At 67.4% G+C, this 16,313-nt stretch carries 18 protein-coding genes; 4 read left to right on the forward strand and 14 right to left on the reverse strand.

The features are described from left to right. Positions 1-100: 100 nt before the first annotated feature. On the forward strand, positions 101-514 hold the full coding sequence (locus tag ACFOD4_RS11445) for a rhodanese-like domain-containing protein (RefSeq protein WP_379596540.1): 414 nt from the start codon (positions 101-103) through the stop codon (positions 512-514). A gap of 21 nt (positions 515-535) precedes the next feature. On the opposite strand, the gene ACFOD4_RS11450 is transcribed toward ACFOD4_RS11445, so the two are convergent. The 5 genes from ACFOD4_RS11450 to ACFOD4_RS11470 form a co-directional block, all read right to left on the reverse strand. Further along, positions 536-838, reverse strand: a complete 303-nt coding sequence (locus tag ACFOD4_RS11450) for a plasmid stabilization protein (RefSeq protein WP_379596541.1) — start codon at positions 836-838, stop codon at positions 536-538. Positions 839-897: 59 nt separating this feature from the next. Next, entirely contained in the window at positions 898-1,737 is an 840-nt protein-coding gene (locus ACFOD4_RS11455; protein ID WP_379596543.1) for a transporter substrate-binding domain-containing protein, read from the reverse strand. 128 nt (positions 1,738-1,865) lie between these two features. Then, positions 1,866-2,978 (reverse strand): S-methyl-5-thioribose-1-phosphate isomerase, encoded by a 1,113-nt coding sequence (gene mtnA, locus ACFOD4_RS11460; protein ID WP_379596545.1) that lies wholly within the window; start codon positions 2,976-2,978, stop codon positions 1,866-1,868. 131 nt (positions 2,979-3,109) lie between these two features. Further along, complete coding sequence (locus ACFOD4_RS11465; RefSeq protein ID WP_379596547.1) at positions 3,110-3,580, reverse strand: UPF0262 family protein; 471 nt, start codon at positions 3,578-3,580, stop codon at positions 3,110-3,112. Further along, a complete protein-coding gene (locus ACFOD4_RS11470; RefSeq protein WP_379596549.1) occupies positions 3,573-4,115 on the reverse strand; it encodes a DUF983 domain-containing protein in 543 nt (180 codons plus the stop codon). The genes ACFOD4_RS11465 and ACFOD4_RS11470 overlap by 8 nt, the downstream gene beginning before the upstream one ends. Positions 4,116-4,326: 211 nt before the next feature. Here ACFOD4_RS11470 and ACFOD4_RS11475 point away from each other — a divergent pair, with 211 nt between their 5' ends. Next, a complete protein-coding gene (locus ACFOD4_RS11475; RefSeq protein ID WP_379596551.1) occupies positions 4,327-4,968 on the forward strand; it encodes an aspartate/glutamate racemase family protein in 642 nt (213 codons plus the stop codon). A 9-nt stretch (positions 4,969-4,977) separates the two neighbouring features. Here ACFOD4_RS11475 and ACFOD4_RS11480 read toward each other — a convergent pair whose 3' ends face one another. The 8 genes from ACFOD4_RS11480 to ACFOD4_RS11515 form a co-directional block, all read right to left on the reverse strand. Next, positions 4,978-6,174 (reverse strand): M20 aminoacylase family protein, encoded by a 1,197-nt coding sequence (locus tag ACFOD4_RS11480; protein WP_379596552.1) that lies wholly within the window; start codon positions 6,172-6,174, stop codon positions 4,978-4,980. A gap of 86 nt (positions 6,175-6,260) precedes the next feature. Further along, complete coding sequence (locus tag ACFOD4_RS11485; protein WP_379596554.1) at positions 6,261-6,437, reverse strand: hypothetical protein; 177 nt, start codon at positions 6,435-6,437, stop codon at positions 6,261-6,263. Between the two features lie 195 nt (positions 6,438-6,632). Next, positions 6,633-7,634, reverse strand: coding sequence for an N-carbamoyl-D-amino-acid hydrolase (locus ACFOD4_RS11490; protein ID WP_379596556.1), 1,002 nt, complete (start codon positions 7,632-7,634; stop codon positions 6,633-6,635). A gap of 26 nt (positions 7,635-7,660) precedes the next feature. Further along, entirely contained in the window at positions 7,661-7,873 is a 213-nt protein-coding gene (locus ACFOD4_RS11495) for a hypothetical protein (RefSeq protein ID WP_379596558.1), read from the reverse strand. Between the two features lie 12 nt (positions 7,874-7,885). Then, positions 7,886-8,074: a hypothetical protein gene (locus ACFOD4_RS11500; protein WP_379596560.1), complete on the reverse strand. Its 189-nt coding sequence runs from the start codon at positions 8,072-8,074 to the stop codon at positions 7,886-7,888. Continuing rightward, positions 8,071-9,447: a dihydroorotase gene (locus ACFOD4_RS11505; protein WP_379596562.1), complete on the reverse strand. Its 1,377-nt coding sequence runs from the start codon at positions 9,445-9,447 to the stop codon at positions 8,071-8,073. Before ACFOD4_RS11505 ends, ACFOD4_RS11500 begins: the two co-directional genes overlap by 4 nt. Before the next feature lie 79 nt (positions 9,448-9,526). Then, positions 9,527-10,777: a serine hydrolase gene (locus tag ACFOD4_RS11510; protein ID WP_379596564.1), complete on the reverse strand. Its 1,251-nt coding sequence runs from the start codon at positions 10,775-10,777 to the stop codon at positions 9,527-9,529. Between the two features lie 220 nt (positions 10,778-10,997). After that, the gene (locus ACFOD4_RS11515; protein ID WP_379596566.1) at positions 10,998-11,897 is read right to left on the reverse strand and encodes a LysR family transcriptional regulator; all 900 of its coding nucleotides are present in this window, start codon (positions 11,895-11,897) and stop codon (positions 10,998-11,000) included. Positions 11,898-12,003: 106 nt separating this feature from the next. On the opposite strand from ACFOD4_RS11515, the gene ACFOD4_RS11520 reads away from it, so the two are divergent. Then, a complete protein-coding gene (locus tag ACFOD4_RS11520) occupies positions 12,004-13,527 on the forward strand; it encodes an MmgE/PrpD family protein (protein WP_379596568.1) in 1,524 nt (507 codons plus the stop codon). A 91-nt stretch (positions 13,528-13,618) separates the two neighbouring features. Continuing rightward, a complete protein-coding gene (locus tag ACFOD4_RS11525; protein ID WP_379596569.1) occupies positions 13,619-14,743 on the forward strand; it encodes a bifunctional 2-methylcitrate synthase/citrate synthase in 1,125 nt (374 codons plus the stop codon). Positions 14,744-15,100: 357 nt separating this feature from the next. Here the strand turns inward: ACFOD4_RS11525 and ACFOD4_RS11530 are convergent, their stop codons facing one another. Then, the gene (locus tag ACFOD4_RS11530; RefSeq protein WP_379596571.1) at positions 15,101-16,156 is read right to left on the reverse strand and encodes a hypothetical protein; all 1,056 of its coding nucleotides are present in this window, start codon (positions 16,154-16,156) and stop codon (positions 15,101-15,103) included. Between the last annotated feature and the right edge of the window lie 157 nt (positions 16,157-16,313).

Here is a 16,313-nt window from a genome sequence, read left to right on the forward strand (position 1 = left end):
ACGTTGCGGTCCGGCGACCCCAAGATCAGTGCCGGCATGTGGTGCCCTTGGGACAGACCGGGGGAACGTCGAATGTCATGGAACCTGTGGAGGACCTGTCATGAGCGTGGAAGACATCAATCCCCGCGCCGCCTGGGACGCGCTGCGGCAGGATGCCGATGCAGTGCTGATCGACGTGCGCACTGATGCGGAATGGAACTTCGTCGGTCTTGCCGAGCTGGCCGAGGCAGGCAAGCAGCCCATCCTCATCCCCTGGCAGCTTTACCCGTCGATGCAGGTGAACGGCGCCTTCGCCGATCATCTGCGCAAGGCCGGGCTGACGCCGCTGAACAAGCTTTACTTCATGTGCCGCTCGGGCGCCCGCAGCTTGGCCGCGGCCCAGGCCGCGCAGGCCGCAGGGTTCCCGAATGCCTTCAACGTCGCTGACGGCTTCGAAGGGCCGCCCGACATCGAAGGTCATCGCGGCCAGGTGGCCGGTTGGAAGGCCGAAGGGCTGCCCTGGCGGCAGCGTTGAGCAATTGGTCCGGCCTGCCGGTCAAGAGGCGTGGGCCTGCCGCGAACCGGGTGCTTTTTGTGCCGAGGCCGAACGTTCGGCGGCAGGGCGCTTCGCCGAGGCGGCGCCGCCCTTTCTACCTCCTTCATGCGCGGCGGCTTGGGTATCCGGCTTGCCGCGCCCCGACCCGCTCCTGTTGCCGCCGCCACTATCCTTGTTGACCGTGGCCCAGGCGCGGCGTTCGGCCTCGTCCTCGGGGATGCCGCGTGCCTCGTAGCTTTGCCCGATGTGCGTTGCCTTGCGTTTCTGCTTCTCGGTGTAGGCTGACTTGTCACCGCGCGGCATGGCGCCCTCCTGCTGCGAACGGTCCAAGCAGGAACGCGCCACGCCGCACAGGGTTATGCTCAGCCGCAGTTCGACGTGTGCTCCGTTGCATCATGGCCAGGGAAGCCCGGCACGCCATAGCCGGGGAAGACGACGTTCTCGGCATCGTCCTCAGCCGGCTTTACGCCGAACCATTTTTCCGACAAGGCGGCGATGGTGCCGTCTTTCTTCATGCATTCCAGCACGTTCTCGACCGCGTTACGCCCGGCCACGTCGTCCTTGCGGAATGGTGCGGCCCAGTGGGCGCGGGTCTCGTTCATGACAAAATCCGGCACGAACATCGGATTGCGTGTGGCGGCATAGCGGATGGTGGTGTTGCCACCCAGCGTCGCATAGGCCCGGCCCGCCACCACGGCCTGCACCGCGTCGGGCTGGCTGTCATAGGTCTGCACGGTGAAGCCGTACTTGCCGGCATTGGCCTGGGCCCAGGCATCGTAGGCTGAGCCCTTGTTGACCGCGATCGCCTTGCCCTTGATGTCGTCCATCGACTTGATTGGCGCCGAGCCCTTGCGGATGCCGTACTGGAAGGCGGTGTAGAGGTAGCCCTCGGTGAACAGCACGCCTTCGGCCCGCTCCCGGGTTGCCGTCACCGGCGCGGCCAGGAAGTCGTAGCGCCCGGCATTCAGTGCCGGGATCAGCCCGGAGAAGCTGGCGCTGTCGATGGTGATGGGGCGGCCCATGCGCTTCGCCACCTCAGTGAACAGGTCCACGTTGAAACCTTGCACACCGCCATCAAGCTTGGGAAAGGCATGGGGGGCGAAGGTTCCGTCCACGGCGGTGCGGATCGGCTGCTGGGCCTGGGCCGCGGCACCGAGCACGATCGGCGCGGCGAAGGCAAGGGCGAAGGCAAGTTTACGCATACTTCAACTGGACTCCCTGCGGCCGGGTGCGGCCGTTGTGACCGCATCATGCCAGCAAGAAGCGTGCAACGCCCGGGCAGCCGTGTCACGGGAAATACCGGACAGGCCGCCCGCACATGGCGCAGCAATTATTCCGCCGCAACGTTGGCCAAGAACTCGGGATAGAGACCAAGCAGCCCAGCTTCTGTGGCGTCGCAGCGCCCGCGCTCCGTGATCAGCCCCGTCACCAGACGCGCCGGCGTCACATCAAAGGCCGGGTTGAGGCCGGGACTGCCCGGAGCAGCAGTTCGCACGGTTTGAACGCGGCCATCCCAGCTCTGGCCGGTCACCTCCAGCACCTCTCGCGCGTCGCGCTCCTCGATCGGGATTTCCCGAACGCCGTCGCGGACGCTCATGTCCAGGGTAGAGTGCGGCAGCGCCACCCAGAAGGGCACGTTGTTGTCATGCGCCGCCAGCGCCTTGAGGTAGGTGCCGATCTTGTTGGCCACGTCGCCCTGCCTCGTCACGCGATCGGTGCCGACAAGGCAGATATCGACTTCCCCGTGCTGCATCAGATGACCGCCCGCATTGTCGGCGACCACCGTATGCGGCACGCCGTGCTTGCCCAGCTCCCACGCCGTCAGCGCCGAGCCCTGATTGCGCGGCCGTGTCTCGTCCACCCAAACATGTAGCGGGATGCCGGCATCATGCGCCTGGTAGATCACCGACAGGGCTGTGCCGAAATCAACCGTTGCGATCCATCCGGTGTTGCAATGAGTCAGGATGTTGACCGGCTTGCCCGTCTTGCGGGCGGCGATCGCCTCGATCAGGGGCAGCCCGTGCTGACCAATCGCGCGGCAGGTCTCGACGTCATCCTCGGCAATGGCCGCTGCGGCGGCATACGCAGCGTCCGCGCGCCGCGCTTCTGGCACCGGGCGCAGCGCATCCAGCATGCGGGCCAGGGCCCAGCGCAGGTTGATGGCGGTGGGGCGGGTGGCTCCCAGCATGGCCGCGACACCTTCCAGCGCCGCGTCCGAGGCATCGCGCCGCAGCGCCAGCGCCAGCCCGTAGGCCGCAACGGCGCCGATCAGCGGGGCACCCCGCACCTGCATGGACTTGATGGCGTGCGCCACCTGCTTCTCTTCCGTGAGGCGCAGGATCTCCACCGCCCAGGGCAGGCGCGTCTGGTCGATAATGCGGACGGACCAACCATCCTCGGGGTCGACCCAAACGCTGCGATAAGGAACGCCGTCGATCTTCATGGGGGCAAGCCTCCGTCCGTGGAAAGCCGCGCGCGGGCGGGGTGATAGGGTGTGGTGGGCGCATATAGGCCCGGCACCCTCTGAAATCATGTGAAGTTCGCATGCGCTGAGAGGGTGAGAGGGATGCGCCGTCAGATACGCTGGTGCAGGGCGCAAACCAGGGTGAACAGGCGGCGCGCGGTCTCGAAATCCAGTGTCACGCGGCCATCCAGTCGCGCAGCCAGCAATTCGGCGCCCTCGTTGTGCAGCCCGCGGCGGCCCATGTCGATGGCCTGGATGCGCGCGTCGGAGCCGCCTTCCGTGACCGCCGCCTCATGGCTGGCGACGACCATGTGGTAGTCCTTGATCAGCCGGCGGAATGGCCCCAGTGCCAGCGCGATGATGCGCAACGGCGCTTCGGTGACGCTGCGGATGTCCAGGATCAGCCGCCCCTCGCGGATCTCCAGATACAGCGCGTATGGGCCGGCGGGCAGTCCGGCGGGGTCGAAGCGGTTTTGTGCCAGAAGATCGGCCACCGCTTGGCTGCGGTCTGCCTCGGCATACGGGTTGGGGAGCGGCGCCTGATCCGGCAGCACCAGTCGCTGCAGGCACTGCTCACCCATGGCGCCCCTCCGGTGCGGGGCGGGGGCGCACCGGGCTTCCGGATGTGCCAGGCACTCCGCCTTCATTCCCCGGGACCGGGGGTGCCGCCGACTGGGCGGCCGAATAATCGCCCTGGGACTCGCCATGCGGATCGCCCGTGATGCCGAGCCTAAGCATCCAGCCCAGTACCGCCCCTTTCACCGGCCGCAGCATCGCCACGCAGATCAGCGCGAAGAGCGGCAGCCAAACCACCATGTGCAGCCACATCGGTGGCTGATAGGCCTTCTCGATCCAGAAGATCGGCGGCACCAGAATGTGGGCCACGATGAACAGGGTGAAATAAGGAGGTGCGTCATCCGCCCGCACCCGTCCCAGCGGCGCATGGCAGACGCTGCACTCGGGCACTATGCGCAGGTAGCCCTGAAAAACATGTCCCTCACCGCAGATCGGGCACCTGTTGCGGGCGCCGCGCAAAACCATGGTGGTGAAGGAAGGACCCCCCGGCGGCACGGCGGTGCCGCGGGCAGGTTCCCAGCGTTGCGGCGGGCGTTCCATTCGGTGCGGTCCTGGTTGCTGTTCTGTTCTTCGATCCGCCGCCCCTTGGCCGGCCGGCGGTCCGGGATCCCGTGATAGGAACCCGACGGCCGCCTTGTGCCGCGGCGCGTGATCCACATAGACCATATCGGCATGGCACCGGCCCCAGATCAAGGCCTTGCCGAGCAGCGAACTGCTTGCCATCCGTCCCAGCCACCAGGATGCTGTCGCCATGCGCCGCATCCTGGTCATCAACCCCAACACATCGGAAAGCTGCACACGCGGCATTGCCGAGAGCCTACGCTCCTTCTCCGCGCCGGCGGCGCCCCCGTTCCAGGTGGTTTCGCTTCCCGGCGGACCGCCTGCCATCGCCTCCTGGCGTGATTGGTATTCGGTGGCCGAACCGCTGTGCCGCATGGTCGAGGCCGAGCCGGCCAATGCCTACATCATTGCCTGCGTATCAGATCCAGGGCTGGAGGCTGTGCGGAGCGCAACGAGGCGGCCGGTCTTCGGGCCCTTCCGCTGCGCGGTGGCGGCAGCTCTGGCGCGGGCGGAGAATTTTGGCGTGATCGCCTTCGTGGAGGCCTCCAAGGCACGGCAAAGACGTGCCCTGCAATCCATGGGGGCGGAGGGCAGGCTGGCGGCCAGCATCGCTTTGAACCTGCCGATGGAGACATTGACCGATCCTGCGGCGGCGCGTGGCGTCATCTGCGACACGGCCCGGCGCCTCGCCGCTGAAGGGGCAGGAGCGGTGATCCTGGGCTGCGCCGGCATGGCCGGACACCGCGCGGCGGCGGAAGATGCCGCCGGCGTGCCAGTGATCGAGCCATGCCAGGCCGCGGCGGCGCAGGCGATCCTCGCCACCGTTGCCTGACGCCATCCCTTACTCGGGCTTGAGCTCCTGCTCGACGAGGCTCGCCCAGAAGGCGATGCCGGTCGGCAGGATGGCATCGTTGAAATCGTAGCCTGGATGGTGCGTGGCGAAGCCCGGCTTTGCCGGATCGACCTGACCGAGGCGGATGAAGCAACCCGGCACGGCATTGGCGAGGTAGGAAAAATCCTCGCCACCCATGGTGGGTGGGCGTTCCCGGATCAGCCGGTCCTCGCCTGCCAGGGCAGCGGCGGCGAGGCGGGCGCGTTCCACCGGCTCGTCCCTGTTGATCACGGCGGGGTAGCCGCGGACATAGGTGATCTCGGCGCGCAGCCCATGCGCCTCGGCGGTGGCGGTAATGACGGCCTTGAGCTGCTGTTCCACCGCGTCACGGGTCGCGGGCTTCAGCGTGCGCACCGTGCCGGTGACGGTCACCTCCTCGGGGATCACGTTGCGTGCTGTGCCGCCATGCACCGTGCAAAGTGACACCACAGCCGAGTCAAGCGGATCGGTGCGCCGGCTGACCACGCTTTGTGCCGCCACAATGATGTGCGCCGCGCCCAGCACGGGATCCAATGTCTGATGCGGACGGGCTGCATGCCCACCCTTGCCGAGGATGCGGATGTCAATGGAATCCGCCGCCGCGTTCACCGTGCCGCGCGCCACGGTGAACACGCCCGCCGGTGTTTGCGTGTCATTGTGGATGCCGAAGACCTGGTCACAGGGAAAGCGTTCGAACAGCCCTTCCTTCACCATTACCTCGCCGCCACCGCCATCTTCCTCCGCCGGCTGGAAGATGAAGTGGACGGTGCCGTCGAAATCACGCGTTTCCGCCAGGTACTGGGCTGCCCCCAGCAGCATCGCCGTGTGCCCGTCATGCCCGCAGGCATGCATTCTTCCGTCCACCGTGGAAGCATAGGGGAGGCCGGTGATCTCCTGCATCGGCAGGGCGTCCATGTCGGCGCGCAGTCCGATGGCGCGGCCGCTGTTGCGCCCCGAAGGAGCATCCCTGCCGCGCAGCGTGCCGACCAATCCGGTGCCGGCGATGCCCCGCGTCACCTCGATGCCCCAGGACTCCAGCCGGGCAGCCACCAGGTCACTGGTGCGATGCTCCGCAAAGGACAATTCGGGGTGGGCGTGCATGTCGCGCCGCCATTCGCCGGCTTCGGCAGAGATGGCGGCGATACGGGGATGGTTCTCGGTGGGCATGGGCAGGCTGCTCCGCGCTGGACTAGGTGGGCGATGCTCCCTCCGTGACCCCGCCGTGACAAGGGGCCGCGCCTCCAGCCACCGCTTCAGCCGTCAATCATCCCTGTCATCCTCCCGCCCGCCACGACGAGCGCGAGGACGCGCACGGCGTGCCTCCTCATCATCATCGTCGTCATCGTCATGGCGGTTTCGGAAGCGGAGCTCCTGCTGAGGGTGCCAGCGTGGATCCTCCGGGCGATGGCGGGTGCCGCGCCGATGGTCATCGTCATCATCCTCGTCGGCACGCGTGGGCAACGGCACCATTGCCGCCGCGCATGCCAGGACCATGCCCAGCAGGCGGCGCCGTTCCGGGATCTACACATCTGTCATGGTTCACCTCCAGAACGCGGGCTGCGGAGGTGCTGCGGCCGCAAGTGGGCAACCACGGCCATCTTCATGCCCGCTTCTGGGAGGCGCCCTCAGCCATTCGGCTTGTCGCCCGGCTTCCACTCGTCCGGCGCAACGCTGCCGGTCTGCTCCAGGATGCGGCCATAGGCCTCTGTCCGGCGATGCGCCGCGAAGTTGAAGATGGAGTTGCGGCCGAGCTCGCACTGTTCAAGATCGCAATCAGCCACGATCAGCTCGTCATCCCATGTCACCGCCTCGGCCATGATCTGCCCCTGCGGGTTGACGATGATGGAGTTGCCGAACAACTCGCACCCATCTTCCGTGCCTGCCTTGGCAACGGCGACGCCGAAGCAAGCATTCTGGTAGCAGCCTGCGCGAATCGACAGGTGGCTGTGCTCCACACGCAGGTGGTGCGCCTCGAAGCCCTGGGCATCCTGATTGGTGGAGGGCGTGTTGTAGCCCAGCATCACCAGCTCGACTTGCTGCAGGCCGAGCACCCGCCAGGCCTCGGGCCAGCGGCGGTCATTGCAGATCAACATGCCGATGTTGACCGGCCCGGCCTGACCGACCGGCGCCCGGACCACAGGAAAGCCAAGGTTGCCAACCTCGAAGTAGCGCTTCTCCAGGTGCTGCACCTTGCGCTTCGGATCGAAGTCGCGGTGGCCGGGGAGATGCACCTTCCGGTACTTCAGCACCACCTCGCCCGTCGGGTGGACATAGACGGCGGTGTTGAAGTGCCTCTTGCGCTGGACGCCACCCTCATCGGGCTCGTGCACGATCTCGCCATAGCCGATATGGAAGCCGATGTTGAACCTGCGGGCGGCATCAAACAGCGGCGCCGTCGCGTTCGAGGGCAGGGCGCTCTCGTACCAGTGGTCGGCGTTGTTGATGTCCTCCTCGTACCAGCGCGGAAAAAAGGTGGTGAGGGCCAGCTCGGGAAACACCACCACCTCGGCGCCGCGCCGGTGCGCCCCTTCCATCAGGCGCACCAGGCGACCTACCACCTCATCGCGGCCCTCGGCCTTCTGGATGGGGCCAAGCTGCGCCCCGGCGACGGTGATCTTGCGGCTCATGGGTCTGGTTCTCCCGGCTGGTTGGATCAGTTGGCGGCGGGGGGCAAGGGATCGATGAAATCTGCCCCGTAATCCTCCTGCACCTCGGCGACGGCCTGCAGAAAGGCTGAATCCCAGGCATCCTCCAGAGCATCGACCAGCGCCTCCGCCGCTTCGCGGCTTTTCAGCATGGCGACGCGCTCTCCTCCCGCTACCCAGACGGTCAGGCTGCCGTCCTTCTCCTCACGCATCTCGAACATGGGCCTCATCCCTCACTTCGGCGGGGCGGTGTCGTTGTCGCCGCCGCGTGGCGTCAGCAGGCGGTAGGCGATGCGGCCGGCCAGCAGGGCAACAAGACCGCCGCCCAGCGCCAGTGGCAGGCTGGTGCCCGGCCCCGTCACCACGATCCACAGGAAGAAGGCGCCGAGGGCGGCGCCTGCTACCAGCAGCGGCCGAATCACCCGAGCACGCTCTCGCGGTGCTGGCGGGGAACGAAGCGGCCCTGGCCGGGCTTGGCCTGCACCTCGGTGCCGTTCCAGATGGCAGCGCCGCGCAGGAAGGTGGCGGCGACCCGCGCCTTCATCGCGCGACCATGATAGGGCGACCAGCGCGCATCTGGACGGTCCTGGATGGTGGCCTCGTCGAACACGAAGTCGCCGGTCTCCAGCACCGCGAAATCGGCATCGGAGCCGATGCGGATGGCACCCTTCTTCGGGAACAAGCCATGATAGCGGGCGGTGTTCTCGGCACAGAGTCGTGCCATCCAGGTGACGGGCAGGCCGCGCTCCGCCAGCAGAGTATACATCAGCGGCGCATAGCTCTGCATGCCGGTCAGCCCGGCGCCGCAGGCAAAGATGTCGTCGCCGAGCTTCTTCTCGCGCTGCCACGGGGCATGGTCGGTGGAAACATAGGCGATCTTGCCGGCGGTGAGTGCCACCCACATGCGCTCCACCTCCTCCGCCGTGCGGAGCGGCGGATTGCACTTTCCAAAGCCCTTCAGGCGGACAAGGTCCTCCTCGGTCATGCAGAGATACTGGATGCAGGCTTCGCCGGTGGCACGTCCGCCCATGGAGCGGAAGCTCTCCGCGATATCGAAGCCGCGGGCGACGGAGGAATGCGCGATGTGGACATGCGCGCCGGTCTCCATGCCGATCTCGAAGATCTCCAGATCTGCCATGGTTTCCGCCAGGGGCGGGCGGGTGCGGGCATGCATGATCGGGTCAACGCGGCCGGAGGCCCGTGCCTCCGCGGTCAGACGCTCGACCAGCTCCTGATCCTCATTGTGCACGGCGACCATCAGGCCGGTCTTGGCGATCTCCCGGAAGGCCTCGACCATGGTCGGGTGATCGATGCGGGGGAAGCGCACCGCGTCATATTCATAGGTGGAAAGCTTGAACGCCGAAGCACCGGCCTCGGCCAGGCCGGCAATGGCATCGACGCCGCCCGTCTTGCGGATGGTGCCGTAAAGCGCGACGTCGACATGCGCCCACTGATGCACCGCCTCGACCTTCTCGCGGAAGATCTCAGCCGAGGTCACTGCGCGCGGCACGTCATACGGCATGTCGCAAACAGTGGTGACGCCGCCTGCGGCTGCCGTGGCCGTAGCGCCCTCGATGCCCGGCCAGCCAATGGCGCTGCCCGTGTGCATGTGGCCATCCACCAGCCCGGGCAGGATCAGCTTGCCGGAAAAATCATCCACCTGCTTCGCGGGCGGCAGCGTGCCCTGACCGATGGCTGCGATGGTTTCTCCCCGCACCGCAACGTAGGCATCGGGCAGCACCGCGTCGGGGAGAACAAGGTCGCCGCGCAAAACGCGGTCATAGGCTTCTTGCATTCGGCATGATCCGGTCGAGCTTGATGGGCGGACGATAAGCCCGCCCTCCGCCATCAACAAGCCATGACGGGCAGGCTTGTCAGGGCTGCAGCACCATGCAGGGACCACGGCGGGCGTCGCACAGGTTGCGAGCCGCTCCGGCGGAAAGGCCCATGACCTGGGCACGGTAATACCAAACGCCTTTCACCTTCACCCGCTCCACCCGGGCGGCGCCGAGGCTCTTGGCAGCGCTGGAGGCCGCGCGGGTGGCGATCTGGCGGTCGGTGAAGGCGCCAACCTGAACACCCCAGTTGCCCCTGGCGGACACCGGCCTGGCGGTGCGGCTTGCGACCGGACGCGCCATGGGCGGCGGGCTCAACGCCGGCGCGGCCATGGGTGCGGCATTGGCCGTCGCGATCAGTCTGGGACTGACCGAGGCCGTCATCATGTCGCTGTTGCGGCCGGGCCCGGCCGAGAAGCCACGATCGAGCAACGCCATCACATGGTCATCGCGCTCGCGACTGGTCGCGCCGCCAAACACCACGGCCACGATGCGACGGCCGTCCCGCTCCGCGCTGGTGGCGATGTTGAAGCCGCTGGCATTGATGTAGCCGGTCTTCAGCCCGTCGGCGCCGTCGTACTCGGTGAGGACCCGGTTGTGGCCGTGGATGGTCTGGCCGTTGTAGTTGAAGCTGCGGATGCTGAACCAGTCATAGCGGCCGGGAAAGTCACGGTGCAGAGCACGGCTCAGGATCGCCATGTCGCGCGCCGTGGTCACCTGCTGCGCGTCGGGCAGGCCGGACGCGTTGCGGAAGCTGGTGCTGCGCATGCCGAGCTCGCGCGCCTTGCGCGTCATCACCCGGCCGAACTGCACCTCGCTGCCGCCCAGACGCTCGCCGAGCGCGGCCGCGGCGTCATTGGCGGATTTGGTGATCAGGGCCAGCACGGCGTCGCGCACCGTGATGGTGCTGCCCGCACGCAGGCCGAGCTTGGAAGGCTGCTGTCCTGCCGCGTGGCGCGACACCGGAATGCGGGTCGTAGGAGAGAGCCGACCCTGCTGCATGGCCTCGAAGGCCAGGTAGAGGGTCATCATCTTGGTCAGTGAGGCAGGGTAGCGGGGCTCGTCAGCGTTGATTGCCAGGATCTCGCGCCCGGTACTGGCATCGACCACAATGGCGGCATAGCGGCTGCCACCGATTTGGGCCTTGGCCTCGGGTGCGGCGCACAGGGCGGCCCCCATTGCCGCCAGCGCCACTAGCCCGGTCCGGGCCTGTCCCCAGAACACGTTGCCGCAGCGCGCGAGCAAGGCACGCGCGACACGGCCCCGACCGGGCCTTCGCTGATCCGCCATCCGGCTCAATCCCCCATCGCGCGCCCCGCACCAACGCCCCCGAAGGCGGGCCGCGCATCCCCTCCCTCCCGGCGGCCTGCTGCCATGTCCGGGCGTGCCCGCCAGCCTCCCCCGAGGCCACGTGCACAAGCGCAACAATGCCGAGATTCCGAGTCAGAAGAAAGTTCTTATCAACTGATCGATAAAGAAAATCCGTCTCTGTATCGGTTTCATGGTGCGCTCAGGACAACCGAAACGCCTCACGCGCCAGGAGAAGAGCGGACCGAGCGGATTCCGTTTCGCGATCCTCGTTCCACGCCAGCGCCACCGCCACGGCGCGGATCGGGCCCCGCAGCCTGCGAAAGGCCAGCCCAGGAGGATGAATGCGCGCCATGCCGGACGACACCAGGGCAACGCCCAAGCCGGACGCCACAAAGGAAAGCTGCGCCATGGAGGAGCCGACCTCGCTCAGCCCGCGTGGCTCGAAGCCCGCCTCGCGGCAGGCGGCAACCAGCGCATCAAAATAGGCCGGGCTGATCGCGCGTGGCAGAGTGAGCAGCGGCGTATCGGCCAGAGCCGAAATCGGCAACGGCTCGGGAAGATCGAGCAGCGGATGGCCCTGAGGAAAAGCGGCAACCAGTTCGTCCTCGCCCAGCGCCAACACGCGCAGCGGCGGCCGGTCACCATCCAGCCGCAGCAGCGCCAGGTCCACCTCTCCCCGGCGCAGAGCTTCCATGGCGTCGGCCGTGTCCATCTCGCGCACGGTCACGGCCGCCTCGGGGCGAGCATCCCGCAGGGCGCGCACCAGCGGCGGAAGATGGTCGAACAGGGCGGAGGTGACGCAGGCGATGGCTACCGGCGCGTGCCGGCCGCTTCGCAGCTCGCGCGCCAGGGACTGCAGCTTTCCGGCATCCTCCACCAGCCGCCGGGCCAGCGGGATCAATGCTTCGCCCTCGCGCGTCGGCCGTGTGCCGCGCCGCGTGCGTTCCAGCAGAAGCACGCCGAGTTCCGCTTCCAGCGCCTGGATCTGCGCAGTGAGTGGCGGCTGCGACATGCCAAGCCGCGTGGCGGCGCGACCGAAATGCCCTTCCTCGGCAACAGCAAGGAAATGGCCGAGGCGGCGGAGAAGGCGTGCGTCCATACGCAAAAGCTATCGCGGACCGCGATCAATCGGAATGGACGCCCGTCGCGATGCGGCGCACAACGGCACGGCCAACCACCGCAACAGAATGGGAGAACGCCGTCGCATGAAGATGCACGACGTGAAGGTCCACCCCTCCAAGGCGCTGCTGCCGCGCGAGGAACAGCTCGCCTGGAAGATCGCCGCCGTCGCTGCCGACCGTGTGGCGGTGCAGAAACCGGTGGCCGAAATGATCATCAACCGCGTGATCGACAACGCCGCCGTGGCCATCGCTTCGGTCAACCGGCAGGCGCCGACATCCGCCCGCGCGATGGCGATGGGGCATCCCCGCAAGGGCGGCGCGACCATCTTCGGCCTGGCGAACAATGCCGGCTTCTCGCCGGAATGGGCAGCCTGGGCGAACGGCACGGCGGTGCGCGAGCTCGACATGCACGACACCTTTCTGGCTGCCGACTATTCGCATCCCGGCGACAACATCCCACCGATCCTCGCGGTCGCGCAGACCATGGAGCGATCGGGGCGCGACCTCATCCGCGGCATCGCGACGGGCTACGAGATCCAGGTCGACCTGGTCCGGGCCATCTGCCTGCATGAACACAAGGTGGACCACATCGCGCATCTCGGCCCCTCGGCGGCGGCAGGCATCGGCACGCTGCTCGGGCTGAAGCAGGAAACCATCTACCAGGCAGTGCAGCAGGCGCTGCACACCACCGTCACCTTCCGGCAGAGCCGCAAGGGCGAAATTTCCACCTGGAAGGCCTTCGCGCCTGCCCATGCGGGCAAGCTGGCGGTTGAAGCCGCCGACCGCGCCATGCGCGGTGAGGGCGCGCCGAGCCCGATCTACGAGGGTGAGGATTCGGTGATCGCCTGGGTCCTGGCCGGACGGTCCAACCGTGACGACGTGTACGGCCCGACCTACTACCAGGTGCCGCTGCCGGAGAAGGGTGAGGCCAAGCGCGCCATCCTCGACACCTACACCAAGGAGCATTCGGCCGAATACCAGAGCCAGGCGTTGATCGACCTCGCCTTCCGCATGCGGGAGAAGATCGCCGATTTCGACGCGATCGAGAAGGTGTTGATCCACACCAGCCACCACACCCACTACGTCATCGGCACCGGGGCGAACGATCCGCAGAAGATGGACCCGAAGTCCAGTCGCGAAACGCTGGACCATTCCATCATGTATATCTTCACCGTCGCGTTGCAGGACGGCGCTTGGCACCATGTGGACAGCTACGCGCCGCGCCGTGCGGGCCGGGCTGACACCGTGCGGCTGTGGCACAAGGTGGAAACGCGCGAGGATCCGGAATGGACCCGGCGTTACCATTCGGTCGATCCGGACGAGAAGGCGTTCGGCGCACGGGTGGAGATCACCTTCCGGGACGGCACCACGCTGGTCGATGAGATGGCGGTGGCGAATGCCCATCCGCTGGGCGCGAAGCCCTGGGTGCGGGAAGACTACATCGGCAAGTTCCTGACCATGACCGAGGGGCTGATCACACCGCGTGAAGGCGCGCGGTTCCTGGAGGTGGTGCAGGACCTGCCGCGCCTCGCGGCCGGCGAGCTGCATCTGCTCAACGTCGCGATGCCGCGCGGGGCGTTGGCCGAGGGCAAGCCGGGCATTTTCTGACCGGGAAAGGGGCGGAGACCGTTCTCCGCCCTGGCCGATCTGCCGGCGCCACGCCGTTTCGCCGGCACTCCAAACAAGGAACAGGAAGTCCATGAGCGAGAACCTCAACGAGATCCGCAAGGGGCTGGTCGGCGTGGTCGCCGACGTGTCCGCCGTCTCCAAGGTGATGCCGGAAACCAACAGCCTGACCTATCGCGGCTACGCCGTGCAGGATCTGGCCGAGCATTGCAGCTTTGAGGAGGTGGCCTATCTGCTGTGGAACGGAGAGCTGCCCGATGCCGCGCAGCTTGCCGACTTCCGCAAGGAGGAGGCGTCCAACCGGGCCATCACGCCTGCGCTGCACCAGGTCATCCGGGCCTTTCCGCATGACGCCCATCCGATGGACGCCATCCGCACGGCGGTCAGCTTCCTCGGGCTTGAGGACCCGGACACTGCCGATACGTCCGAGCCCGCGACGCGGCGCAAGGCCATGCGCCTGCTGGCCAGGATCCCGACCGCCATCGCCGCGGCGCACCGCGCCTCGAAAGGGCAGGCACCGGTCGATCCCGACCCGTCGCTCAGCTTCGCGGAGAATTTCTTCCACGTCGTGCTCGGCAAGGTGCCGGCGCCGGAAGTGGTGAAGGCCTTCGACGTTTCCCTGATCCTGTATGCCGAGCACGGATTCAACGCTTCAACCTTCACCGCGCGCACTGTGACCAGCACCGGCGCGGACCTGCATGGCGCGGTGACCGCGGCCATCGCGGCGCTGAAAGGCCCGCTGCATGGCGGCGCCAACGAGGCCGTGATGCACATGCTCACCGAGATCGGCAGCCCGGAAAAGGCTGCCGACTGGCTCCGGGGACGCTTCGATCACAAGGCGCTGGTGATGGGCTTCGGCCATCGCGTCTACAAGAACGGTGATAGTCGCGTGCCGACCATGACCCGGTACGCGGAGAAGATGGCCGAGGTGGTAGGCGACCGCCGCTGGATGGAGATGAGCCGCATCCTCGCCGCCGAGATGCTGGAGAAAAAGAACATCCATCCCAATCTCGATTTTCCGGCGGGGCCCGCGTACCACCTGATGGGCTTCGACATCCCGCTTTTCACCCCGATCTTTGTTGCCAGCCGCATCACCGGCTGGGCGGCGCATGTGATCGAGCAGAGCGCCGATAATCGCCTCATCCGTCCCTTGTCGCAGTACACCGGCGCCGCGCAGCGGGAGCTGCCGCACCGCTGATTTGCGTTCGATGCAGGCTGTGGCGTGTCTCCTGGCGCCGCAGCCCACCCTCGCTGCTCATGCAGCAGGGCGTGGATCCGGACGCGACGTCGTGATTTTGCAACGGGGACAGGCGGATTTCGTTGACAAGCAGATTGTGCGTGAAGATAGCGTGTGGCGCGCGCACCGGTTGAGCGCGATTCGCGGGTGGCGCTGTCAAGAGCCGCGTCGTGCATCGGCCGGAATGCGGGACAAGAGATCGGCGAGGCGGACTCTGTCAGCGGCGATCCGGCTGCCAGCGAAGCGCCGCGCAGAAACCGGGATGCGGGGCCAAGCCGTGCGCCCCGTATGCCAGACCATGGCGGCAGAGACTTTGGGTTAGGAGATCCAGCACATGTCCGACAGCGACAGCAAGACACCCAGGGCGCAAGCCATGGCAATGAGCACGAGCCGACGCAGTGCGGCGACGCGGAAGGCCAGCACGGCCGGCCGCAAGGCGGCGCCGGCCAAAGGCGCGGCCAAGAGCGCGGCCAAGCCGGCGGCGAAGAAGCCCGCTGCGAGCAAGGGCGCTACGGCGAAGAGCACCGCAGCGAAGGGCACGGCGACAAGGAGTTCTGCTGCGAAGAGCACCGCGTCGCGGAGCGCCTCGACAAAGAGCGCCTCGACGAAAAGCACCGCGAGCCGGAGCGCTTCCACAAAGAGCGCGGCGGTGAAGAGCGCGGCAGGGAAGAAGCCCGCCAGCCGCAGCGTCCCCGCGTCCCGCAAGCCCGCTGCAGCGAAGACAGCGGCCCGGAAGCCGGCTGCCAGCAAGACCACTGCTGCCCGGGGAACGGCTAGCACGCGCAAGCCCGCCGCAACAAAGACCGCGGCGTCTCGCAAGCCAGCAGCCACGAAGAGCGCCTCGTCCCGCAAGACGTCCTCCAGCGGCAAGACGACCGCGGCCAAGACGTCCACCAGCCGTTCCACAGCCAGCAGGCCGAGCAGCGCCAAGACGGCCACTGGGCGTAAGGCGGCGTCCACCAGAACAGCGACCGCCCGGAAGCCTGCGGCGGCGAAGGCGTCCTCGGCGCGGACCAGCACGGCGAGAACCGCCGCGAAGAAGCCGGCTGCCACACGCACGGCACCCGCTCGCAAATCCGCTACCTCGCAATCCACCGCATCTCGCAAATCCACTGCCACAAAGGCGACGGCAGCCCGCACCACGGCGGCGCGTAAGCCGGCTGCGGCCAAGAAGCAGGCGGCACGTCCCGCCGCGGCGAAGAAGCCTTCGGCCACCAAGGCTACCCCGGCACGCCAGGTCAGTGCGGTGCGGAAGCCCGCGCTTCGCAAGGCGACGGCGCCGACGGGCAGCTCGAGCCGGTCCGCAGCTGCCAAGAAGGGTGCGGAGACCCGTGCCCGCAGGAAGGCGGCCGAAGCTGCCGATGCAGCCGCCATGACTGAAGCGTCCGCGGCGGAACCGGTGCCGGAGGCTGTCGCGTCCGACATGCCGGCGGAAGCGCATAACGGCAACTGAACCGGTCGCGCACCGTGCGGCAAAGCTGGCCCGGCGGATTTCCGCCGGGCCGGTTCTGCTTTAGCCTGCCGTCGGCCG

The sequence above is a fragment of the Teichococcus globiformis genome (assembly GCF_042646265.1).
Taxonomy (GTDB): domain Bacteria; phylum Pseudomonadota; class Alphaproteobacteria; order Acetobacterales; family Acetobacteraceae; genus Pseudoroseomonas; species Pseudoroseomonas globiformis.